Annotated in this window: 16 protein-coding genes; 4 read left to right on the top strand and 12 right to left on the bottom strand. The window is 61.4% G+C overall.

Annotated features, from left to right (window positions below):
- The first annotated feature begins 41 nt into the window (after positions 1–41).
- The gene (locus EHF44_RS27410) at positions 42–560 is read left to right on the top strand and encodes a DUF4145 domain-containing protein (protein WP_172966218.1); all 519 of its coding nucleotides are present in this window, start codon (positions 42–44) and stop codon (positions 558–560) included.
- 500 nt (positions 561–1,060) lie between these two features.
- Here EHF44_RS27410 and EHF44_RS27405 read toward each other — a convergent pair whose 3' ends face one another.
- A complete protein-coding gene (locus EHF44_RS27405) occupies positions 1,061–1,954 on the bottom strand; it encodes an AraC family transcriptional regulator (RefSeq protein ID WP_124686923.1) in 894 nt (297 codons plus the stop codon).
- Between the two features lie 142 nt (positions 1,955–2,096).
- On the opposite strand from EHF44_RS27405, the gene EHF44_RS27400 reads away from it, so the two are divergent.
- From EHF44_RS27400 to EHF44_RS27390, 3 genes are all read left to right on the top strand, one after another.
- Positions 2,097–2,852 (top strand): SDR family NAD(P)-dependent oxidoreductase, encoded by a 756-nt coding sequence (locus tag EHF44_RS27400; RefSeq protein WP_124686922.1) that lies wholly within the window; start codon positions 2,097–2,099, stop codon positions 2,850–2,852.
- A 430-nt stretch (positions 2,853–3,282) separates the two neighbouring features.
- Positions 3,283–4,326, top strand: a complete 1,044-nt coding sequence (locus tag EHF44_RS27395; protein WP_124686921.1) for a patatin-like phospholipase family protein — start codon at positions 3,283–3,285, stop codon at positions 4,324–4,326.
- Positions 4,327–4,329: 3 nt separating this feature from the next.
- Positions 4,330–5,802 carry a GntP family permease gene (locus tag EHF44_RS27390; protein ID WP_124686920.1) on the top strand — a complete coding sequence of 491 codons (1,473 nt, stop codon included), beginning with the start codon at positions 4,330–4,332 and terminating at the stop codon, positions 5,800–5,802.
- Between the two features lie 721 nt (positions 5,803–6,523).
- Here EHF44_RS27390 and EHF44_RS27385 read toward each other — a convergent pair.
- The 11 genes from EHF44_RS27385 to EHF44_RS27335 form a co-directional block, all read right to left on the bottom strand.
- Complete coding sequence (locus EHF44_RS27385) at positions 6,524–7,531, bottom strand: transketolase family protein (protein WP_124686919.1); 1,008 nt, start codon at positions 7,529–7,531, stop codon at positions 6,524–6,526.
- Positions 7,528–8,373: a transketolase gene (locus EHF44_RS27380; protein WP_124686918.1), complete on the bottom strand. Its 846-nt coding sequence runs from the start codon at positions 8,371–8,373 to the stop codon at positions 7,528–7,530. The genes EHF44_RS27385 and EHF44_RS27380 overlap by 4 nt, the downstream gene beginning before the upstream one ends.
- Before the next feature lie 27 nt (positions 8,374–8,400).
- Entirely contained in the window at positions 8,401–9,732 is a 1,332-nt protein-coding gene (locus tag EHF44_RS27375) for an MFS transporter (RefSeq protein WP_124686917.1), read from the bottom strand.
- Between the two features lie 74 nt (positions 9,733–9,806).
- Complete coding sequence (locus EHF44_RS27370) at positions 9,807–10,556, bottom strand: SDR family NAD(P)-dependent oxidoreductase (protein ID WP_124686916.1); 750 nt, start codon at positions 10,554–10,556, stop codon at positions 9,807–9,809.
- Positions 10,557–10,695: 139 nt separating this feature from the next.
- Positions 10,696–11,595: a LysR substrate-binding domain-containing protein gene (locus EHF44_RS27365; RefSeq protein WP_124686915.1), complete on the bottom strand. Its 900-nt coding sequence runs from the start codon at positions 11,593–11,595 to the stop codon at positions 10,696–10,698.
- Between the two features lie 539 nt (positions 11,596–12,134).
- A complete protein-coding gene (locus EHF44_RS27360) occupies positions 12,135–13,634 on the bottom strand; it encodes a transglycosylase SLT domain-containing protein (RefSeq protein WP_124686914.1) in 1,500 nt (499 codons plus the stop codon).
- Positions 13,635–14,138: 504 nt separating this feature from the next.
- Entirely contained in the window at positions 14,139–14,375 is a 237-nt protein-coding gene (locus tag EHF44_RS27355) for a hypothetical protein (protein ID WP_124687077.1), read from the bottom strand.
- 372 nt (positions 14,376–14,747) lie between these two features.
- Positions 14,748–15,551: an ATP-dependent Clp protease proteolytic subunit gene (locus tag EHF44_RS27350; protein ID WP_253700494.1), complete on the bottom strand. Its 804-nt coding sequence runs from the start codon at positions 15,549–15,551 to the stop codon at positions 14,748–14,750.
- Positions 15,552–16,319: 768 nt separating this feature from the next.
- Positions 16,320–16,955 (bottom strand): 3-isopropylmalate dehydratase small subunit, encoded by a 636-nt coding sequence (leuD, locus tag EHF44_RS27345; RefSeq protein ID WP_124686913.1) that lies wholly within the window; start codon positions 16,953–16,955, stop codon positions 16,320–16,322.
- Entirely contained in the window at positions 16,956–18,389 is a 1,434-nt protein-coding gene (leuC, locus tag EHF44_RS27340; RefSeq protein WP_124686912.1) for a 3-isopropylmalate dehydratase large subunit, read from the bottom strand.
- A 45-nt stretch (positions 18,390–18,434) separates the two neighbouring features.
- Positions 18,435–19,409: a tripartite tricarboxylate transporter substrate binding protein gene (locus EHF44_RS27335; protein ID WP_124686911.1), complete on the bottom strand. Its 975-nt coding sequence runs from the start codon at positions 19,407–19,409 to the stop codon at positions 18,435–18,437.
- Between the last annotated feature and the right edge of the window lie 49 nt (positions 19,410–19,458).

Here is a 19,458-nt window from a genome sequence, read left to right as displayed (position 1 = left end):
GTCGGAACGTAAAGCTTCGCAATGATTGGACAGGATCTGGCATGTTTGGCGAGTCGACGGTAACGGACTATCCTCCTGCGGCCCTACGAAAGCCGCCGAAGTGGATGTCGCGTTGGTTTGGCCCGCAAGGCTTGAAAGAGCCGGTGCGCGTGATCTGCAATGAGATCTATAAGGCGCTTCAAAATGACATGCCGCACCTCGCTGCGATGGGGGTACGCGCCGCCCTAGAACAAGCGATGATAGACAAGATCGGAGGCGATCATCGCGGCTTCGATGAGAATCTCGAGAAGCTCTTCCAGCAAGGGCATGTGTCTCTCCTCATGAAAAAACAACTGGAATCGGTGCTCGACGTCGGCCACGCGACCATTCATCGAGGCCATATCCCTTCAGAGGAGGATCTGAACGTTCTGGTGGGAGTTATGGAGCATGTTATCGAGTCCCTTTACGTTCACGAGGAAGCCGTCAAGCGCATGGCGGAGAGAACTCCGCCGAGGCCGCCCAGACCCGCGAAGGTTAAGGGTAAGCCTGGCGATGCCGTTGCGCTGCCTGCGGCGCCTTAAATTCAGTTTCCGAGCATCGTCAGATGCCAAACGTTGTGCAGAACCGCGCCAAGCGGGCCGCGAAATTTAAATTTAGTCTTCGAAGCCCTCCCTAGGGTGCTCAAAAGCCACCACCCGGCATCCATTGGGTTGGGGAGAGAGATGCTAGGGTTAATGTGACCTCCAGTCGACGGTCGCGCGCGCCACACTTGGGCATCCTGTAGATGGGAAATTGATTCTGATCTACGCACCTAATTTAACATAAGCTTTATTCGAAGTAAAGTGATGTATAAAGTACAAGTCAAATAAGCTTGGCACGAGGCTGGCCCGGGATGAAAAACTCGCTTTCCTCGCGCCTCCTCCCCGGCTTAGGCGCAAGCGGCGGCCTTCCTAGAGGGTAATGGCGGGCTCGGCATCGACCGGCTCCAGCTTGCCTCCTCGCGCAAAACCGACGGCAGGTGTGAGAGCTCCCCGGTGCGCCTCCCCATGGGGTCAAAGTACCATTTTGGCAATAATGGGCCTTATGCCGCATCCTTGATATTGCTGCGCGCCGTCCGCGTATCTCGCGCCGGCGACTGGCCGAACATGCGTCCGTATTCGCGCGTGAACTGCGGCACGCTTTCATAGCCGACGGCGAAGGCCGCCCGGCTGGCAGTTACGCCCTCCGACAGCATCAAGCGCCGGGCCTCGATGAGGCGAAGGTACTTCTGGAATTGCAGCGGTGTCAGCGATGTCACTGAACGGAAATGCTGATGAAAGGCACCCTGGCTCATGCCTGCCACCGCTGCGAGCCGCTCCACAGTCAGCGGCTTGTCGAACTCAGCGCGAATCACGGCCACCGCGCGTGCCACGCGTTGCGCGTGACTATTTACCTTGCCCAACTTTCGGATTGCCGTGCCGTAGCGCCCCATCAGCAACCAGTAGTGCAGTTCGCGCACGATTTGTGCCCGTAATACTGGGACAGCCGCTGGACGATCGAGCAAACGCATCAAGCGAAAGGCAGCGTCTGTGACTTCCGTATCGGTACGATCGACGCGTACGGGCGTCTCATCGATATCGCCGACAGTGCCAATCTCCTGGCACAGCTCGGCGATTAGCAGGTTATCGAGCTCCATGACCAGCGACAGATACGGGGCGGCTATGCTTGCCCCGGTGATCTGGCTGACGGTCGGCACATCGGCCGAAATCACCAGCGAATCCCCAGCGGTGAAATCGAAATTCTGTGCATCTACCGTCACGCGTTTGCTGCCCTGCTGTACGAGGCAGATCAATGGCCGCGAGATCGAATAGTGCAGCGCGCTCGCCGACGTGGCCTGGATGATGGTGAGTCCGGGAACAGGCGTCAGGGCCGTGCCCGCTGCATCGGAATGGGCGTCGGCATAGCGTCGGACGGCGGAGAGCAGTGTTGATTCCATGGCGACAAGACTACACCTGTGGCTGCAGCGGCGCGACGCATTTGCAGGATTAGGCAAGAATCGCCGAGTTTTGGACAACCCTTCGAGGCGGTGGAATTCGATACTGGCTTCCAGTCATCCACACTAGAGACAGGAGCCAGACATGACCCGAATCACCGTTGTTACCGGCGCAAGCCGTGGGCTCGGCCGCAATACCGCACTGAGCATCGCCCGCCAGGGCGGAGACGTCATCATCACCTATCAAAGCCGGGCGCAGGACGCCCAAGCCGTCGTGGCTGAGATCGAGGCCATGGGACGCAAGGCGGTGGCGTTCCAGCTTGACTCCGGGGCTGTCGCCGCCTTTGCGCCGTTCGCCGAACAACTGCGGAAGGCGTTACAACAGCATTGGGGCCGCAATTCGTTCGACCATCTGGTCAACAACGCTGGGCACGGCGACTACGCACTGATCGCCGATACTACCGAGGCGCAATTTGATCGCCTGGTGGAGGTGCATTTCAAAGGCGTCTACTTCCTGACGCAAGCGCTGCTGCCCCTGATTGCCGATGGCGGCCGCATCGTCAATCTATCGTCGGGCCTGACACGCGTCAGCTATCCCGGCTATGCCGCTTATGCAGCGGCTAAGGGCGCCATCGAGGTGCTGTCGGTCTACATGGCCAAGGAGTTGGGCCAGCGTGGCATCGCGGTCAACACGGTGGCACCGGGAGCAATCGAGACCGACTTCGGCGGCGGTGCGGTGCGAGACAATCCCGAGCTGAACCAGTCCTTCGCAGCGATGACCGCTCTGGGCCGCGTCGGCGTGCCCGACGATATCGGCCCTATGATTGCGAGTTTGCTTTCCCCCGATAACCGGTGGATCAATGCGCAACGCATTGAGGTATCGGGCGGCCAGCGCATCTGAGCCCCGCTCCGTTGCGCTAGCCTTGCGCGGACGCGAGTCCGCGTTCGGCCATAAGCTTGTGCCAAAACATAGTATCTCGCCCAGGCGCCCGAAAGTGAACCCGGACCCGGGCGAACATATTGAATGTCCCAAAATGCCCTTAGTCGCGCCTCGCCATCGCACACCGGGTGATGTTAGCCGCCGTTCTCCACAGCTCTGTGTTTTCGCATTAAGCGCCTTACCTAAAACACTGCAAGTCATGATTGTCATGATTTTCTGACGACCTTCCCGTGGCCGCGAAGGCGCCTCGTCAAGTCACTCACCCACCCTGACGCAACCTCTTCCAAAGCTCCTGCATAAGTGATCCAGCAATCAACCTTGCGGAAGTTGCACTGCACAACAAATAATAGAGGGGCTTGTACCTCACGTGAGTCACCTTCGGGAGTGCTGGATGAACGAGGAAGGCAAGTCCCCCCCGGCGCGCGAGCCGCTGCTGATCGACCTGGCGCTGCAGGGCGGTGGGGCCCATGGCGCCTTTACCTGGGGGGTGCTGGACCGGCTGCTGGAAGAACCGTGGCTTAATATCGACGGGATATCGGGTACTTCGGCCGGGGCGATGAATGCCGCCGTGCTGGTCTACGGCCACGCGCTCGATGGCGCCGCGGGGGCCCGCCGGGCACTGGAGGCGTTCTGGCAGCGGGTGTCCGATGCGGCCCGCTTCAGCCCGTTCCGGCGCACCCCTCTCGACGTGATCCTGGGCCGCTGGACGCTCGACAACTCCCCGCTTTTTGTTGCCGCCGACCTGGCCGCGCGCCTCTGGTCGCCCTACGACCTGAACCGCGCCGGCAGCAATCCGCTGGCCGAGGTGCTGCAGGCCACCATCGATTTCGATGTGCTGGCCCAGGCGCCGATTCATCTGTTTGTCACCGCCACCAATGTGGAAACCGGGCGCGGCCGCGTGTTCAAGAACACCGAGGTCACGGCCAGCGTGCTGCTGGCATCGGCCTGCCTGCCGACAGTGTTCCAGGCCGTGGAGATCGACGGCGTGCCGTACTGGGACGGCGGATACGCCGGGAATCCCACCATCACGCCGCTGGTCCGCGAATGCCAGTCGCGCGACACCATCCTTGTGCAGATCAATCCGGTGGCCCGCGCCGGCGTGCCCCGCAGCGCGCGCGACATCCTGAGCCGGGTCAACGAGATTTCGTTCAATGCCGCCCTGCTCAAGGAGTTGCGCATGATCGCCGTACTGCAACGCGTGGCCGACCCCGGCGACGCCGAGGGTGCCCAATGGGCCGACATGCGCATCCACCGCATTGCCAGCGAGCGCATGGCCGACTTCGGTTCGTCGTCGAAGATGAATGCCGAATGGCCGTTCCTGTGCATGCTGCGCGACGAAGGCCGCGCGGCGGCCGAGCAGTTCTTGGGGATGCACGGCGATGCGCTGGGCAACTGCTCGTCGTTCAATCTCGACGAACTGCTGCAGGAGGTCTGACCCATGGGCTTGCTAGGCATCGTCATCGCCCTTGCGGCGATGATCTGGATGGCATTCCGTGGCTGGAGCATCCTTCTTATTGCCCCGGCCGCCGCCCTGCTGGCTGCCGCCACGGCGGGCGAGCCTCTGCTGGCACACTGGACGCAAACCTTTATGGGCACAGCGGCGGGCTTCGTGGCCCAGTTCTTTCCGCTGTTCCTGCTTGGCGCGCTGTTCGGCAAGCTAATGGACGACAGTGGATCGGTGAGCGCGATTGCCGACTGGATGACACGCACGCTGGGCCCGCGGCGCGCGATGCTGGCCGTGGTGCTGGCCGGCGCGCTGCTCACCTATGGCGGGGTCAGCCTGTTCGTGGCGTTCTTCGTGCTGGCGCCGATGGCCCATGCGCTGTTTCGTGCGGCCGACATCCCGCACCGGCTGATGCCGGCGGCCATCGTGCTGGGCACTTCGACCTTCACGATGTCGGCGCTGCCCGGCACGCCGGCCATCCAGAATGCGATCCCGATGCCCTTCTTCAGCACCAAGCCGTTCGCAGCGCCAGGGCTGGGCATCATCGCCAGCCTGCTGATGCTGGCGTTCGGCATGTGGTGGCTGACGCGTTGCGAAGGCGCCGCGCGGCGCAAAGGCGAGGGCTATGGCGACGGGGGGTCTGCCGGCGTGGACGGGGTGGCGGAAGTGGCCGAGGTGGCCGAACGGCCGCTGATCCGCGAGCGCGCCAGCACCGCGCACGAATTCGATCCGGCCGAAGCGCGTCACGGCCAGCGCAGTGCCGAGCCGCCCGGGGCGCTGGTGGCGCTGCTGCCGCTGATCGTGGTGATTGCCGTGAACCTGACCATGAGCCTGGTCGTGTTGCCGCGCCTTGACGCGGACTATCTGGCCCTGCCCGAATGGGGCGCCACCACCTTGCAGGCCGTGGGCGGCGTGTGGTCGGTGATCGTGGCGTTGGCGGCGGCCATCCTCTGCCTGGTGCTGCTGAACTGGCGTCGCCTGACCGCGCTGCGCGAAACGATGGGTGCAGGCGCGCACGCGGCAGCCTTGCCGGTGCTCAGCGTGGCCAGCCTGGTCGGATTTGGCGCCGTGGTGGCCGCGCTGCCGGGCTTTGCCGTGGTACGGGACTGGGTATTATCGATTGAGGGCGGGCCGCTGGTATCGCTGGCCGTCGCGACGAATGTGCTATCAGCGCTGACCGGCTCGGCATCGGGCGGCCTGACCATCGCGCTCGACGCGCTGGGCAGCACCTATTTGGCGCGTGCGCTCGAAATCGGGCTCGATCCGGCTGTACTGCACCGCGTGGCCGTGATGAGCGCCGGTACGCTCGACACGCTGCCGCACAACGGCGCCGTGGTCACGCTGCTGGCCGTCTGCGGCACCACGCACAAGCAAAGCTACGGCGGCATCGTGATGGTCGGCATCGTTGGGCCGCTGCTGGCGCTTGTGGCCGTGATCGTGCTGGGTACGCTGGTCGGATCTTTCTGACCCGGCCAGCGCTGGCTCAGGTTCAGGCCGACTGCGCGCGGTAGCGTTCCAGCCAGTGGGCGTACGGCGCGGGTTCCGTCTATGGTTATGGCTTGGTGCATCCCGATTTGGCTAGGCTGGCGATTTACCGTTGCGTGGAGGCTGCAAACAAGCTTGTTACGTCGATGAGGGTCTCAACCTCCGGCCGACTTGGCAAGAGGTACTCATGCTCTACTTGATTCCGGAGCTGATTGAGTCATGTCAGAATGCGTCGTGCGGTGACGCCTAGGCCTCTTCTCGCTGGGCGTAGGTTTTGTATGGGTTGGAAAGTTGTCGTCCAGAAATGACATCGCCTGGCTTACCCACCCTAATGCTCACGCTCTCGGTACGAGTGGAGTTGAAATCCGGCAGGCACGACCGAACCTCAGGCTCTGATTCCAAGTGAGCCCAAGGCGCCGCGCCATTGCCCGGTTTGGAGCAATCTGACGGGCCGTTAGGTCCTACCCAGGTGGACCGAGGGCCGAGGCCGGCCAATTTCGGTCGTACAGAGGCAGCGTTTCAGTTGCCGGATGGCAGTGAACTTCGGACGCTCGGATACGGGAATTTCGCGCTCGAGAGCTAACCCGATTTTTCGGAAGACTCGCGTGAGAAGTTCCCAACAGTCTTGAATCAGGCTCGCCAGTTTAAGACCATATCGGCATATGCGGCACCGTCGCTTGTCGGTGCCGCATTCCAACTCCTTCTACTCGCTAAGCCATTTCTTGATCGACTGAATAACCACGTTGGTGGAAATGCCATAGCGGTCATGGAGCGTCGGGAGGGCGCCGGCATCCAGGAACTCGTCGGGCAGAGCCACTTGCCTGAAAGGCACGTGCGCGCCCGCGCGCAGCAATGTTCCAGCAACCGCCTCTCCAAGCCCCCCAATGACGGTATGATTCTCCGCCACAATCACCAGCCGACCCGACTTTTGCGCCTCACGCAGGATGGTTTCCGTGTCGAGCGGCTTGATGGTGGGGACATGCAGCACGGCCACGCCGACACGGTCAGCTTCTAATTCCTTCGCAACCTCCAAGGCGCGCATCGTCATGATCCCGGACGAGATGATCAGCACGTCGGCACCATCCCTGAGCAGCTTCGCCTTCCCAAGTTCGAATTTGTAGTCATACTCGTCCAGGACCACCGGCACATTGCCGCGTAGCAGGCGGGTATAGACCGGGCCGTCGTGTGCCGCAATGGCTGGCACCATCTGTTCGATCTCGATGGCGTCGCATGGGTCGATGACCGTCATACTCGGCATCGCACGCATCAGCGCCAAGTCCTCCGCAGCCTGGTGGCTCGGGCCATAGCCGGTGGTAAGCCCGGGCAGCGCGCAGACGATTTTGACGTTCAGGTTGTCCTCTGCAATCGTCTGATGCATGAAATCGTATGCGCGGCGCGTTGCAAACACTGCGTAGGTCGTGACGAAGGGAACTGCACCTTCGTGCGCAAAGCCTGCGGCCGCTCCCATCAACAGTTGCTCCGCCATGCCCATCTGATAGTAGCGATCCGGGTAGGCCTTCGCAAAAATATGGAGGTCGGTGTATTTGCCCAGGTCAGCCGTCATGCCGATGATGTCCTGTCGCTCGGCCGCCAGTGCCGTCAACGCGTGACCGAATGGCGCCGACCGCGTAGTCTGCCCTTCGCCAGCGATCGACGCAATCATGGCCGAGGTCTTCAGGCGGGGCTTGCCCGATTGAATGCTGCTGCTCATGCTTTTCTCCCATCTTCGAGGGCCTGCAGGGCCAGTTGCCATTCGTGCGCATCCACCCGAATGAAGTGATTCTTCTCGCGTTGCTCAAGGAACGGCACACCGCAGCCCATTCGCGTGTCACAGACGATCATTCGCGGCTGCGCTTCTTTATGCGCGCGGGCGTTGTCAAAGGCCGTGGCTACCGCATCGATGTCATTGCCGTCCACACGCTGCACATACCAGCCAAACGCCTCCAGCTTCGGAACCAGTGGCTCGAACGCCAGAATCTGCGCCGACGGTCCGTCGGCCTGCTGGTTGTTCACGTCAACCATGGCGATAAGGTTGTCCAGCTTCCAGTGGCTGGCGGACAGGATGCCTTCCCAGATCGATCCTTCGTCCAGTTCTCCATCCGAAAACAGCGTGTAGACGAACGCATCCGAGTTCTTGCGCTTCAGGCCCAGGCAACGACCCACGGCAATCGTGAGGCCTTGGCCAAGCGACCCACCGGACATCTCCATACCCGGTGTGTAGCTAGCCATGCCCGACATGGGCAATCGGCTGTCATCGCTTCCGTAAGTTTCGAGTTCATCGGCAGGCAGAATGCCCGCCTCGAGCAGCGCGGCATACAGCGCAATCGCGTAATGACCGTTGGAAAGCAGGAAGCGATCTCGGCCATCCCATTGCGGATCCTCTGGACGGTACTTCATGGCACCGAAGTAGGCGACGGCAAGCACGTCCGCGATATCGAGAGCCTGGCCGACATAGCCCTGCCCTTGGACTTCGCCCATCAGGATGGCATTGCGTCGGATGCGATAGGCGCGTTCTGCCAGCGAGACAGGCGCCTCGAGATTTGTACGACTCATGATTGACTCCGTTGGATGGTGGTTGGCTCAGCGATTCACAGCTTTCGCCGGCACCAGGAATACGAGCAGCGCGCCGAAAACGACCGTTGCCGAGATGAAGATCAGGCCCGCAGTTGACTTGCCAGTGAAGTCGTTGAGCCAGCCTACGATGGCGGGTGAGAAGAAGCCTGCCAGGTTCGCTACACAGTTCACCGCAGCAATACCTGCTGCCGCCGACATCCCGCCCAGTACGGCCGTGGGTAGTGCCCAGAACTGTGATGACGAGGTCATGATTCCGGCAGCAGCAATGCAGAGGCAAATGACTGCTGCGGTAACACTGCCGAGCATTGGCAGCGTGGCAAAGCCAATAGCAGCCACCAGCATCGGAATGGCCAAGTGAAGACGGCGCTCGCGCCGACGGTCGGCCGACAGGCCAATCAGGGGCAGTGCAACGATGGCGCACAGATACGGCACAGCGGTGAGGATGCCAACCCATAGCGGGTCCGCGACACCAGTCTTGCGGATGATCGTCGGGAGCCAGAACGTCAAACCATACTGGCCCAGCACCACGCAGAAGTAGATGGCAGCCATCAACCACAGCCGGCGATCCACCATAAAGGCACGAATCGAAACGTGCTGCACCTTCTGGGCGTTGTCACCCTCCACATTACGCTGGAGTAACGCCTTTTCTTGATCAGTGAGCCATTTTGCGCCCTGGATGCCATTGTCGAGATAGAACAGAATGGCAATACCGAGAACCAGAGAAGGCAATGCCTCGATCAGGAACAGCCACTTCCAGCCGGCCAGATCATGCGCACCGTGGAATTCATGCATGATCCAGCCCGACAGCGGTCCACCCACGATGCCGGCCAAAGGAATCGCCATGAAGAACATCGACAATGCCTTCGCGCGGCGCTCCGACGGGAACCAATACGTGAGGTAAAGGATGACACCAGGTGCAAAGCCGGCCTCGGCGACACCGAGCATGAAACGCAGTACGTAAAACTGCGTTGGCGTGCTGACGAAAGCGAAGCCCGCCGAGATGACCGCCCAGGTCAGCATGATGCGCGCTAGCCAGTTGCGCGCGCCCACCTTGTGCAGGATGACGTTGCTCGGCACTTCGAAGATGAAATAACCCAGGAAGAAAATACCGGCGCCAAGGCCATAAATGGTTTCGCTGAATTGCAGATCGTTCAGCATCTGCAACTTGGCAAAGCCCACATTGACGCGATCAAGGTATGCTCCCAGGTAGCACAGCATCAGGAACGGAATCAGCCTCCGCATCACCTTGCCGTAGGTGCGAGACTCGAACGTGGCTTCATCGGCGCGCGTTGTCACCATGCCGGCCCCAAGGGCCGACGCTGCATACTTGGTCTTCATGGAATGTCTCCTGCCGGTGCCCCGGGTGGTCCCGGGTGCTTTGACATGGTGGGGAGGCGGCCCTCGGGCCGCTATCAGTGAATCAGCATGCCGCCGTTCACATCCAGCGTGATGCCAGTGAGATATGTGGAAAGATCGCTGACCAGGAACAGGCAAGCGTTGGCTACGTCAGCGGCATCGCCAAGCCGTCCAAGCGGAATACCCTTGATAATGTCTGCCCGCATTTCGGCGGTCAGCTTGTCCCCGGTAATGTCGGTTTGAATCAGCCCAGGAGTAACGGAATTCACGCGAATACGATTGCCGCCAAATTCCCGGGCCATGGCCTTAGCCAACCCGAGAACGCCGGCTTTCGCGGCGCTATAGTGCGGGCCGCCAAAAATGCCGCCGCCGCGTTGCGCGGAAACTGACGACATGCAGACAATGCTTCCGCTCTTCTGCTCCTTCATCTGCGGCAGTACCGCCTGTGACATGTAAAGCGTACCGCGCAGGTTCACATCAACAACCGCATCGAAATTGGCGGCACCGATATCGAGCGTGCGGACTGGCTGTGTAATACCGGCATTGTTGACGAGACCATCAATGCGGCCATAGCGCTCGATAGTGGCCTGCACCGCAGCGTCGCATGATGCTTTGTCCGTGACGTCGCAGCGCAGTCCCAGATGGCCGTCACCCAGTTCCGCGGCCGCTGTCTGGGCTGCATCGAGCTGCAGGTCGACGATGACTACTTTTGCGCCCTGTTCCGCCAGCGCGCGGGCAGTTGCCTTGCCGATACCACGAGGCGAGGCTGCTCCCGTGACGATGACTACTTTGTTCTCGACCAGCATCTCATGTCTCCTTGGTTATGCGTGGTGTGTTGATGGGTCGAGTTTTGTCTCTGGAGCACTTCCAATCAATGCATTCGGTTTCAACTATTGCTGAGAAATTTTCAGATATCGAGGGTTCACGAGATTAGGGAAAACCCCGTTAGTCCGCACCCTCCTGACGGCGATTGACCTCCCGATCGAGCCAGGTCAGGAAACGCTGGACCCGCGGCAAGTCGGCATTTTGGGCTGGATACACCACGTGATGGCTGACGACCTCCACTGAATATTGCTCTTCGAACACAGGAACCAACGTCCCTTTCCGTAGCATCACCGATGCGAGGAGCGAGCTCTCAAGTGCCACCCCTAGACCCAGGGCAGCCGTTTCTAGTGACATGTATGAACGGTCGAAAGCGAAGTCGAAGTTCTTATGCATCGCGGGCACTCCGAACCGCGCAAACCACTGCTCCCACCGAATCAGCGGAGTTTCGGAGTTGATAAGCCGTCGTTGCACAAGGTCGGCGGGTTTTTGAACCGGATTCTTGCTCAGGTACTCAGGCGACGCGAGGGGAAGAATTCGTTCGTGTCGGAGCGTTTTAACCTCAAGATCTCGCCAGTGTGCGTGGCCATGCCGCACGTCCACGTCATAGAAGCCGGCGGTGAAGGACACATCCTCGTAGGAGCACGACAGGTTAATCTGAATATCGCCATTGTCAGCCTGGAAAGTCCCCAGCCGCGGAAGCAACCACATAAGTCCGAAGCTTGGGCTGGTATGAACGCGCAGGATGTCAATTGCTGCAGGGGTGGAGGCACGCTCGGTCGCCCTGTTGAGCTCCGCGAGAGCTCCGGTGATGTCCCGGAGATACTGCTCACCGACGGGCGTAAGGACAAGACCCCGGCCTTGGCGAAAGAACAGCGGCTGGCCGATAGCCTCCTCCAGATTGGCGAGTTGATGGCTGACCGCCGACGCAGTCAAACCAAGTTCTTCTGCTGCCCTACTGACGCTTCGGTTGCGGGAAACGCTCTCAAAGGCAACGATGCTCTTCATTGGCGGAATGCGCATTGAGTTCCTTAGTAACGAGCTCTTCGGCCATTATCGTGCACACAAGCATCCGCCTCGTAAGGAGGAAAGGCGGGGTATCCTGGGATTCCGTCTTGCGAAGACAGGACGTCTCGGCGGTGCCTCGTTGCCCTAGCAAGCCCTTTGGATGGCTCGGCGCAGCCGGGACTCAATCCCCCCCTTCATCAGGGGGGAGGTGGTCGCGCGTCCGTACTTGCCCTCAGCCCAACGGCTCCGATTTTAGATGCCAGTTCCTCGGATAGGAATCCCCGTAAATGCGTCCCCGACCGCGTTGCAAGGCGCAAGTCTGGCCCGACATCGTATCCCGGGCGACGGCGAATGCCTTTCTTCTGCCAGTGGCTATCTCGCGTCTCAGGCGCGAAGCTGGACTGCTCGGTTCCTCTGGTGAAGCGGCATTCAACTCAGCCGGATATCGCGCGGACCTTACCTGTGCTTGCGAGTAATTCGCAGCAAGCGAACACTGCGCACACCACCGCCATCACAGGTCGGCCAAGCACTCCCACGCGCATTAACCGATGCGGTCAGCGGTTGATCTGCTGTACCGCACGCTGCCGCTGTGTCTCAGCGTCCTTGAGCAGCCGGTAAGACACATAGTACTTATAAATATTCCTCACGTATGTCGTCGTCTCCACTCCAATTTTTTCCGCTACGACAATCTCGACGTTGTTGAACCAGACATCGGGGTTGAGCCCGCGATCTACCGCCAGCTTCCGCATTTTCGCGATGTTTCCCGGCCCCGCGTTATAGCTGGCGAACGCGAATAGCGGGCGGTCAACCTCGGAGAACTTGGCGTCCTGAAAGTAACGGCTCATGAGTTGATCCAGGTACTTGGCTCCGGCGTGGATGTTCGACTCAGCCACCTTGATGTCACCAACGTTCAACTCCTTGCCGGTGGCGGGCATCACTTGCATGATCCCGACCGCGCCAACCCGGCTCTTAGCGTCCTGCCTGAGTTGCGATTCCTGAAAGCCCTGCGCCGCCAACATCAGGGGATCAAAGCGGTACTGCTGGCCGTACTTCTCGAAAATTGCGACCGTCTGTGTGAACCGCTTGAGCTCGGTGCTCTCAGAGTTGTTGTGGATCTGCTTGATCCCCTGCATATACTGCTTCAGTCGGATCTCTGCGATGCTCTGCTTCCTGATGTAGTTTTCATAGAAGTCGCTGACGGCCGCCTGCAACTGGGGACTCTGCTTGCGTATGGCCCAGCCCACATAGCCACCTTCGCGCACGGCGATGTTCTCGTGGACTCTTACCTGTGGCAGCATCTGCGCCCACATGCGCGCCTTCCAGTCGTCCACCACCAGAATCTGGAGAAGGCCCACATTCATCATCTCCATCGCATCCTCGTCCTCCAGCGCATCGGGCAGCAGCACGATCTTCATCGGCGGCTTACCCGATTGGCGGAAGTGGCCATTGAGCGCGTTCGCGCTTTCGTAATAGCTGCTGTGGCGGCGCACGTGGACAGTCTTGTCGCTCAGATCGTCGAGGGTGGTGAGCGCTGGCGACTTCGGCCCCGTCAGTATCAATTCCCGGGTGGGCTTACGCGCGCTTGCTGTAACGAAATCGGCCTGCTTCAATCTCTCGTCGGTGACGGTCAAGTTGCCGGCGGCGATATCTCCAAGACCCTCGTTAAGGGCCGGCAACAAACGGTCCCGTGTTGTCGGGATCATCACCACTGTCACGGGCCGCTTGTCCAGTTTGCCCGCGTAAGTCTTGTTGATAAATCGCTCAAAGTCTCGCGCGAAATCGGCGGTTAGCCCACGCTCCTGCCCCCGATCATTAAAGTAGAGCGAGCGACTGAATGGGACGAGCACCCGGATCACGCGTCGTTCGAGCATCGCGTCGAAGTCGCCCCGCCAGGGCTTCACGGTCAGGTCAAGCCTTCTGGCGGTGTTCGGGGCTGGTGGTGCAGACGCTGGTGCGGACGGCAGGGCGGACCATACGAGGACCGAAAGCGTGCCGGACAGCCACAGAGCCACGCCGACAAGTCCGGACCGAAGCCACTTGCGAGGAGTTTGCATCACGTTGCACCGTTCACTTTCGAGTCTTGCACGGCTATGCCTACCCAGCGACTTTGGGCAGGCGAAAGAGAGCGCCAAGCTGGGGCTACGACTCTCGTTCAGCATAGGCTGCCGTCGCAGTGGTGCAAGCGCGCTCTCTGCCCCAAAGTGCCGTCTACATGTCGGCGCGGGCTTCTGTTCCTCTTCCCGGCCGATGCAACTGGGACGTGGAGAATGACGTCGATTGGCCTGGAATCGCCGCGAGTGTCGACAAGTCCCGCTGCAGGTTGGCCCGACTAAAGGACCAGCAGTCGTCGCGTTCGAGGGTTGAGACGGGGCGTGGGATAACCGATTTGCCGAGGGGGCGCACGATAAACGTCAAGGGGTGTGACCTTGACAAGCCTGCCGAACGCCACAAACAAGACCGTGGCGTCCGATGGGAGCTAGCCAGACCTATCTAACACGTCGCATGATCTGAACGGTATAAAAGCGACGTTTGCGCACGCTGAGAGCGTGCCGAGCCATCTAGTATTTGATGTCGCGAGCCGTTTGACGCCCGCCCTGCTTCGCTTGCCGTTTGTCCTGGCGGCACTGTGAATTGCTCTGCTGGTTTGCCGCCCGGCAATCCTGCTTATTCTCCCGTGCATCTTGCCTCGTGTCCTGGCGCACATCCCTGCCTTGACGACGCTGCTGCGCCTGCTCAGTAGCTGCGGCTGAGATGCTGCTCAGGAACACAATCGCAACCGTAACGGCCTTCGCCATTGCTCCCCGCGTGTTCATCTTCCGTCTCCCGTGGTCGCCTCGGATGTCGCTTGCTGCGCACAAGGACCGCACGGAGCCGACAATTCCGACATTAATTTGCACGATGCTCGCTTGGCTTGCCATTGGACCTTGGGCTCAGGACACCGTGGGCGTTCCAGTGCCCCCGGAGTTTCAATTGAGGGCAAGCCAGGGGGAGACAATTTTGTGACGTCCGCTTCGCCATCGCCTGCCCGATTCCGTTCGCTCCTGTCTCTCACAGCGGCGATCGCACGGTGATAAATTGGTGTTAAAGACTGGCGCACGTTCCGCAACCAGGGGTGACTAGACGGACGGAACAGAAGCACTCTGCGTGCGTCCGCAAAAGCGCTATCGCTACCGCGCCCGTCGCAGTTCCTCGATGCGAAGCCTATATGCACGAAGCAAGCAGGTCTTGTCCGTACATTGATTGCGCGAACGCCTTACCCAGTCACGTTGATCGTCTCGGATTGCCGCCTTGGTGCGGCTTTCAGACAGCTTTTCCCTGTATAGATCGGCGAGGTCGCGCTCGACGCGAGCCAACTCAGTGTCACCACAGATTAGCTGCAAGACGGTGGAGTTTAGCTTGCTGCAATCTAGGCTGCGCATCACGGCGTTGCGGGTTGCCGGAAGATCCTCCAACTTGCCGGGCTTGCATAGTCCTTGCAACAATCTGCAGGCGACGCCACGTCCGAGCCAAGCCATGTCGCGCGCTCCGTGATCGGCGACAAAGCGGTTGATGGCGGCATGACTGACGCCTCGTTGCATTGCGTTTGCGGCAACGATCTCGTTGCAGAGCGAATCGCTCACGTAGGACTGTCCAGTCCGTTTGTAGCAGCTATGGAATCCCAGCCTTCCCGATCCCAGAATGCCGCGGCGCTCCCCGGAGACAAACAAAATCGAAGCGCAGGCGGACGCGCATTGAGCGTTGTCTGGAACAACGGTATAGACGCGAATCTTGTCCATGACATCGATGAGTCTGAACGCTGCTTCGACGTTGCCGCCTTGGCTGTTCAGGATCAGTGTCACAAGTCCGTCGTCATCGCGGTCCGCGAGTCGCGCAACCGCGCGAAGCTTGTCGGCATCGCCCTCATCGATGCGTCCTTCCGCTATGATCATTCGCCGGTTAAGCTCGGGCTGTTGATAGAAGCGGAACTCCATGCTTAACGCTTCGACTGGAACGAGCATGGCCTGGAGGAAAAGCCATGGCAGTAGCGCCGCACTGTGTCGCAGCACCGATCCGCTGCGCTGAAAGCATGCAATCACGGGAACGGATTCCTCCGGGTCTGGATCGTTAGTGTTAAATGAGCAGATGCTACGAGCGCTGCTATCGACTGCGAACCATGCGCGGTCCGCGATTGACCTGCGGGACGGTGCGCTGGCGCTGCGTCCCGCCATCCTTCAGCAGCCGATCCTCATAAGAATAGCGGCGCTTTTGACGGCTCTTCTACAGCATAGGCTGCACGTCCAAGCGGTCAAGCGGTCAAGCGGTCAAGCGGTCAAGCGGTCAAGCGGTCAAGCGCTGTACCGTACCGCCAGACGTCCACTTGGCGGACTTGTGTCTCATTGGAGTGGAAGGGACCGGCGCTGGCCCGGGTGCTATGCGATCACGCGTTTGAGGTCGGGAAGCGCCCGTACCCACATCTGAAATTGCCCCCTAAGTTTCTTGCGCAAAGCCTCGACAGTCCTTGTGTACGGGCTAAATCAGGGAGTCCGCTTCGGCCGAACCTCTGGCTGCTGCGTGGTTAGCTCCGGTACTCCGACGGCCGGGGCCTGCCAACGGCCGTATCGAAAGATGCGTCGTCGAACTTCGGCCAATCTGTCCATTCCGAAGAAACTTCGATCGGCGAAGAGCTATCAGCCGCGCGGAAGCTCGATCACATCGTGGCAGCAACGGGAAATCTTGGCCGCGCCAAGTCCCCATGCCCCCTAGGCGAAGAGCCAAGGCTCGGATACCCTGCGCTTGGCTTCATAGGCGCGGATGGCATTTGCCTGCTGCAGCGTCACGGCGATGTCGTCCAGCCCGTGCAGCAAGCGGTGCTTGCGCCCTGGGGCGATGTCAAACGGTATCGTGCGGCCGTGCAGTGAGATGATCTGCGCCTGGAGGTCGATCTGAAGCGTGCAGCCCGGTTGCTGGCCGACCCATTGAAACAGGTCGTCCACCACTGCCGACGGTTGCACGATGGGCAGGATGCCGTTTTTGAAGCAGTTGGCGTGGAAGATGTCGGCAAAGCTCGGCGCGATCAGTGCGCGGATGCCGAAATCCCGCAGCGCCCACGGTGCGTGCTCCCGGCTTGAACCACAGCCGAAATTCTCGCGGGCCAGCAGGATCTGCGCGCCCGCATAGCAAGGCTGGTTCAGCACGAAACGCGGGTTCAGCGGGCGCGTCGATGCGTCCTGGCCCAGGCGGCCACGATCCAGATACCGCCATTCGTCAAACAGGTGCTGGCCGAAGCCGGTACGCGAGATCGACTTCATGTACTGCTTCGGGATGATGGCATCGGTGTCGATGTTGCGGCGATCCAGCGGCGCCACCACCGCGTCTAGCGTCTTGAACGGTTCCATTCAACGTGTCTCCCGGGAAATATCAACAAAATGGCCGGCGATGGCTGCCGCGGCGGCCATCGCCGGGCTCACGAGGTGGGTGCGCCCGCCGGCGCCCTGCCTGCCTTCGAAGTTGCGGTTGGACGTCGACGCGCACCGCTCTCCTTCGCTCAGCCTGTCATCGTTCATCGCCAGGCACATCGAGCAGCCCGGCTCGCGCCACTCGAAGCCGGCCGATAGGAAGATCCCGTCCAGCCCCTCGGCTTCGGCCTGCGCCTTCACCAGGCCAGAGCCCGGCACCACGAAGGCCAGGCGCACCGAATCGGCCACGCGTCGGCCCGCCACGACGGCCGCGGCGGCGCGAAGGTCCTCGATGCGCGAATTCGTGCACGAGCCAATGAAGACCTTGTCGATCGCGACGTCGCGCATGGGCGTGCCTGCCGCGAGCCCCATGTAGGCCAGGGCGGCTTCCATGCTCGCACGCTGAATCGGATCGGGCTCCCGGGCCGGGTCTGGCACTCGGCCATCAGCCGCGACCACCATGTCGGGCGACGTGCCCCACGTCACCATCGGCCCGATGGTGCTCGCATCAATCTCCACCGTGCGGTCGAAGCGGGCGCCGGCGTCGCTGACCAGCGTGCGCCAATGGAGCACGGCCCGGTCCCATTCGGCGCCGGCCGGGCTGTACGGCCGGCCACGCAGATAGTCGATCGTGGTGTCGTCGACGCCTACCAAGCCAACCCGCGCGCCAGCTTCGATAGCCATGTTGCACAGCGTCATACGGCCTTCCATCGACAGCGCCGCGATGGTGCTGCCCGCGAACTCGATGGCGTGGCCTGTGGCGCCGCCCATGCCGATGCGGCCGATGATGGCCAGGATCAGGTCTTTCGCGGTGACAGACGTGGCCAGCTTGCCCTCCACTTTGACGCACATGGTCTTCATGGGACGCATGGCCAGGCATTGCGTCGCGAGCACGTGCTCCACCTCGGACGTACCGATCCCGAATGCCATCGCCGCGAATGCGCCATGCGTGCTGGTATGGGAATCGCCGGCCACCACCGTCATGCCGGGCAAGGTGGCACCCTGCTCCGGACCCACGACGTGGATGATGCCCTGGCGGACATCGCCCAGTTCGAATGCCGAGATGCCGAATTCTCGGCAATTCTTGCCAAGTTGCTGCAACTGCTGGCGCGAGAAGGGATCGGCGATGCGGTCAACGCTCGTGCGTTCGGCCCGAGTGGTGGGCACGTTATGGTCCACCGTGGCGACCACAGTTTCGGGGCGCCACGGCGCACGGCCCGCCGCGCGCAGACCTTCGAAGGCCTGAGGGCTGGTCACTTCGTAAAGCAGGTGACGGTCGACGTAGAGCAGCGCTTCGCCGTCGTCGTTCACGTGCACGAGATGGCTCTGCCAGAGCTTGTCGTAAAGCGTCCGGGGTTCCCTGTTCGATGGCATGGGTATGTGGTTCCAGTAGTGGTGAAATCGGAAGTGGCCGGTGACTTACTCGACGACGAGCTTGACCTGCTTTGCGAGCGTCTCGTACGCTTGGAGTTCGGCCTTGATCTGTGCACCCATGTGCGCGGGCGTGCTGCCGACGGGCTCGGCCCCAATGTCGTGCAGTTGCCGCCGCACCTCGGGCGCGGCGACCATGCGGCGGATCTCGCCCTGTATCTTGTCGACAATGGGCGCGGGCGTGCCGCTCGGGGCCACGATGCCGAACCAGGTGCCGACGTCGAACCCCGGCAGCACGGTTTCCGACAGGGTCGGCAGTTCGGGCATGGCCGAGGCACGCCGGGCAGTGGTGACCGCCAGCGCCCGGGTCTTGTGGGCCTTGATCTGCGGCAGCGCCGAAGTCAGCGTGTCGAACATCACCTGCACCTGGCCGCCCATCAGGTCCGCCACGGCAGGCCCGCTGCCCTTGTAGGGCACGTGGACGAGGTCCACGCCGGCGCGCGTCTTGAACATCTCGCCGATCAGGTGATGGGCGGTGCCGGCCCCGGCCGTGCCGTAATTGAGCTTGCCGGGCTGGGACTTGGCCAGCGCCACCAATGCCTCAATGGTGGTCGCCGGTACCGCGTTATTCACCACGACCACGTTGGGCACCATCGCCATCACGCTGACCGGCGCGAAGTCGCGCCCGAAGTTGTAGGGCAGGTTCTTGTACACCGCTTGCGCGATGGTGTGATGGACGGTGCCGAGCAGCAACGTGTAGCCATCGGCGGGCGACCGCGCCACCATCCCGGCACCAATGGTGCCGCCTACGCCTGGCCGGTTCTCCACGATCACCGGCTGGCCCCATGCCACGGTCATGCGCTGGGCGAGTATCCGGGCCAGCAGGTCGGTGGTGCCGCCCGGTGCGAACGGCACGATGATTTTCACCGGCTTGCTGGGGTAGGCCGGTGTCGTTTGCGCCGCAGCCACGGTGCACGCCATGGCAATCGGTGCGATCAGAAGGACGCGCCGCAGGTTGTTCATTGATTGTCTCCGTAGTGTTTTCGGAGACTCTACGCACCGCATCCCGGCA

Origin of the sequence: Cupriavidus pauculus, from assembly GCF_003854935.1 — a bacterium.
Classification (GTDB): domain Bacteria; phylum Pseudomonadota; class Gammaproteobacteria; order Burkholderiales; family Burkholderiaceae; genus Cupriavidus; species Cupriavidus pauculus_C.
The sequence above is the reverse complement of the archived record's forward strand: the minus strand, read 5'-3'. Positions and strand labels throughout refer to the sequence as shown.

Bases quoted from the DNA above. Each gene is read 5' to 3' on its own strand.
- EHF44_RS27365 (WP_124686915.1), bottom strand. From the start codon at position 11,595: ATGCGCATTCCGCCAATGAAGAGCATCGTTGCCTTTGAGAGCGTTTCC.
- EHF44_RS27375 (WP_124686917.1), bottom strand. From the start codon at position 9,732: ATGAAGACCAAGTATGCAGCGTCGGCCCTTGGGGCCGGCATGGTGACA.
- EHF44_RS27410 (WP_172966218.1), top strand. From the start codon at position 42: ATGTTTGGCGAGTCGACGGTAACGGACTATCCTCCTGCGGCCCTACGA.
- leuD (WP_124686913.1), bottom strand. From the start codon at position 16,955: ATGGAACCGTTCAAGACGCTAGACGCGGTGGTGGCGCCGCTGGATCGC.
- EHF44_RS27395 (WP_124686921.1), top strand. From the start codon at position 3,283: ATGAACGAGGAAGGCAAGTCCCCCCCGGCGCGCGAGCCGCTGCTGATC.
- EHF44_RS27380 (WP_124686918.1), bottom strand. From the start codon at position 8,373: ATGAGTCGTACAAATCTCGAGGCGCCTGTCTCGCTGGCAGAACGCGCC.
- EHF44_RS27360 (WP_124686914.1), bottom strand. From the start codon at position 13,634: ATGCAAACTCCTCGCAAGTGGCTTCGGTCCGGACTTGTCGGCGTGGCT.
- EHF44_RS27350 (WP_253700494.1), bottom strand. From the start codon at position 15,551: ATGGAGTTCCGCTTCTATCAACAGCCCGAGCTTAACCGGCGAATGATC.
- EHF44_RS27400 (WP_124686922.1), top strand. From the start codon at position 2,097: ATGACCCGAATCACCGTTGTTACCGGCGCAAGCCGTGGGCTCGGCCGC.
- EHF44_RS27335 (WP_124686911.1), bottom strand. From the start codon at position 19,409: ATGAACAACCTGCGGCGCGTCCTTCTGATCGCACCGATTGCCATGGCG.
- EHF44_RS27390 (WP_124686920.1), top strand. From the start codon at position 4,330: ATGGGCTTGCTAGGCATCGTCATCGCCCTTGCGGCGATGATCTGGATG.
- EHF44_RS27405 (WP_124686923.1), bottom strand. From the start codon at position 1,954: ATGGAATCAACACTGCTCTCCGCCGTCCGACGCTATGCCGACGCCCAT.
- EHF44_RS27385 (WP_124686919.1), bottom strand. From the start codon at position 7,531: ATGAGCAGCAGCATTCAATCGGGCAAGCCCCGCCTGAAGACCTCGGCC.
- leuC (WP_124686912.1), bottom strand. From the start codon at position 18,389: ATGCCATCGAACAGGGAACCCCGGACGCTTTACGACAAGCTCTGGCAG.
- EHF44_RS27355 (WP_124687077.1), bottom strand. From the start codon at position 14,375: ATGGCGAAGGCCGTTACGGTTGCGATTGTGTTCCTGAGCAGCATCTCA.
- EHF44_RS27370 (WP_124686916.1), bottom strand. From the start codon at position 10,556: ATGCTGGTCGAGAACAAAGTAGTCATCGTCACGGGAGCAGCCTCGCCT.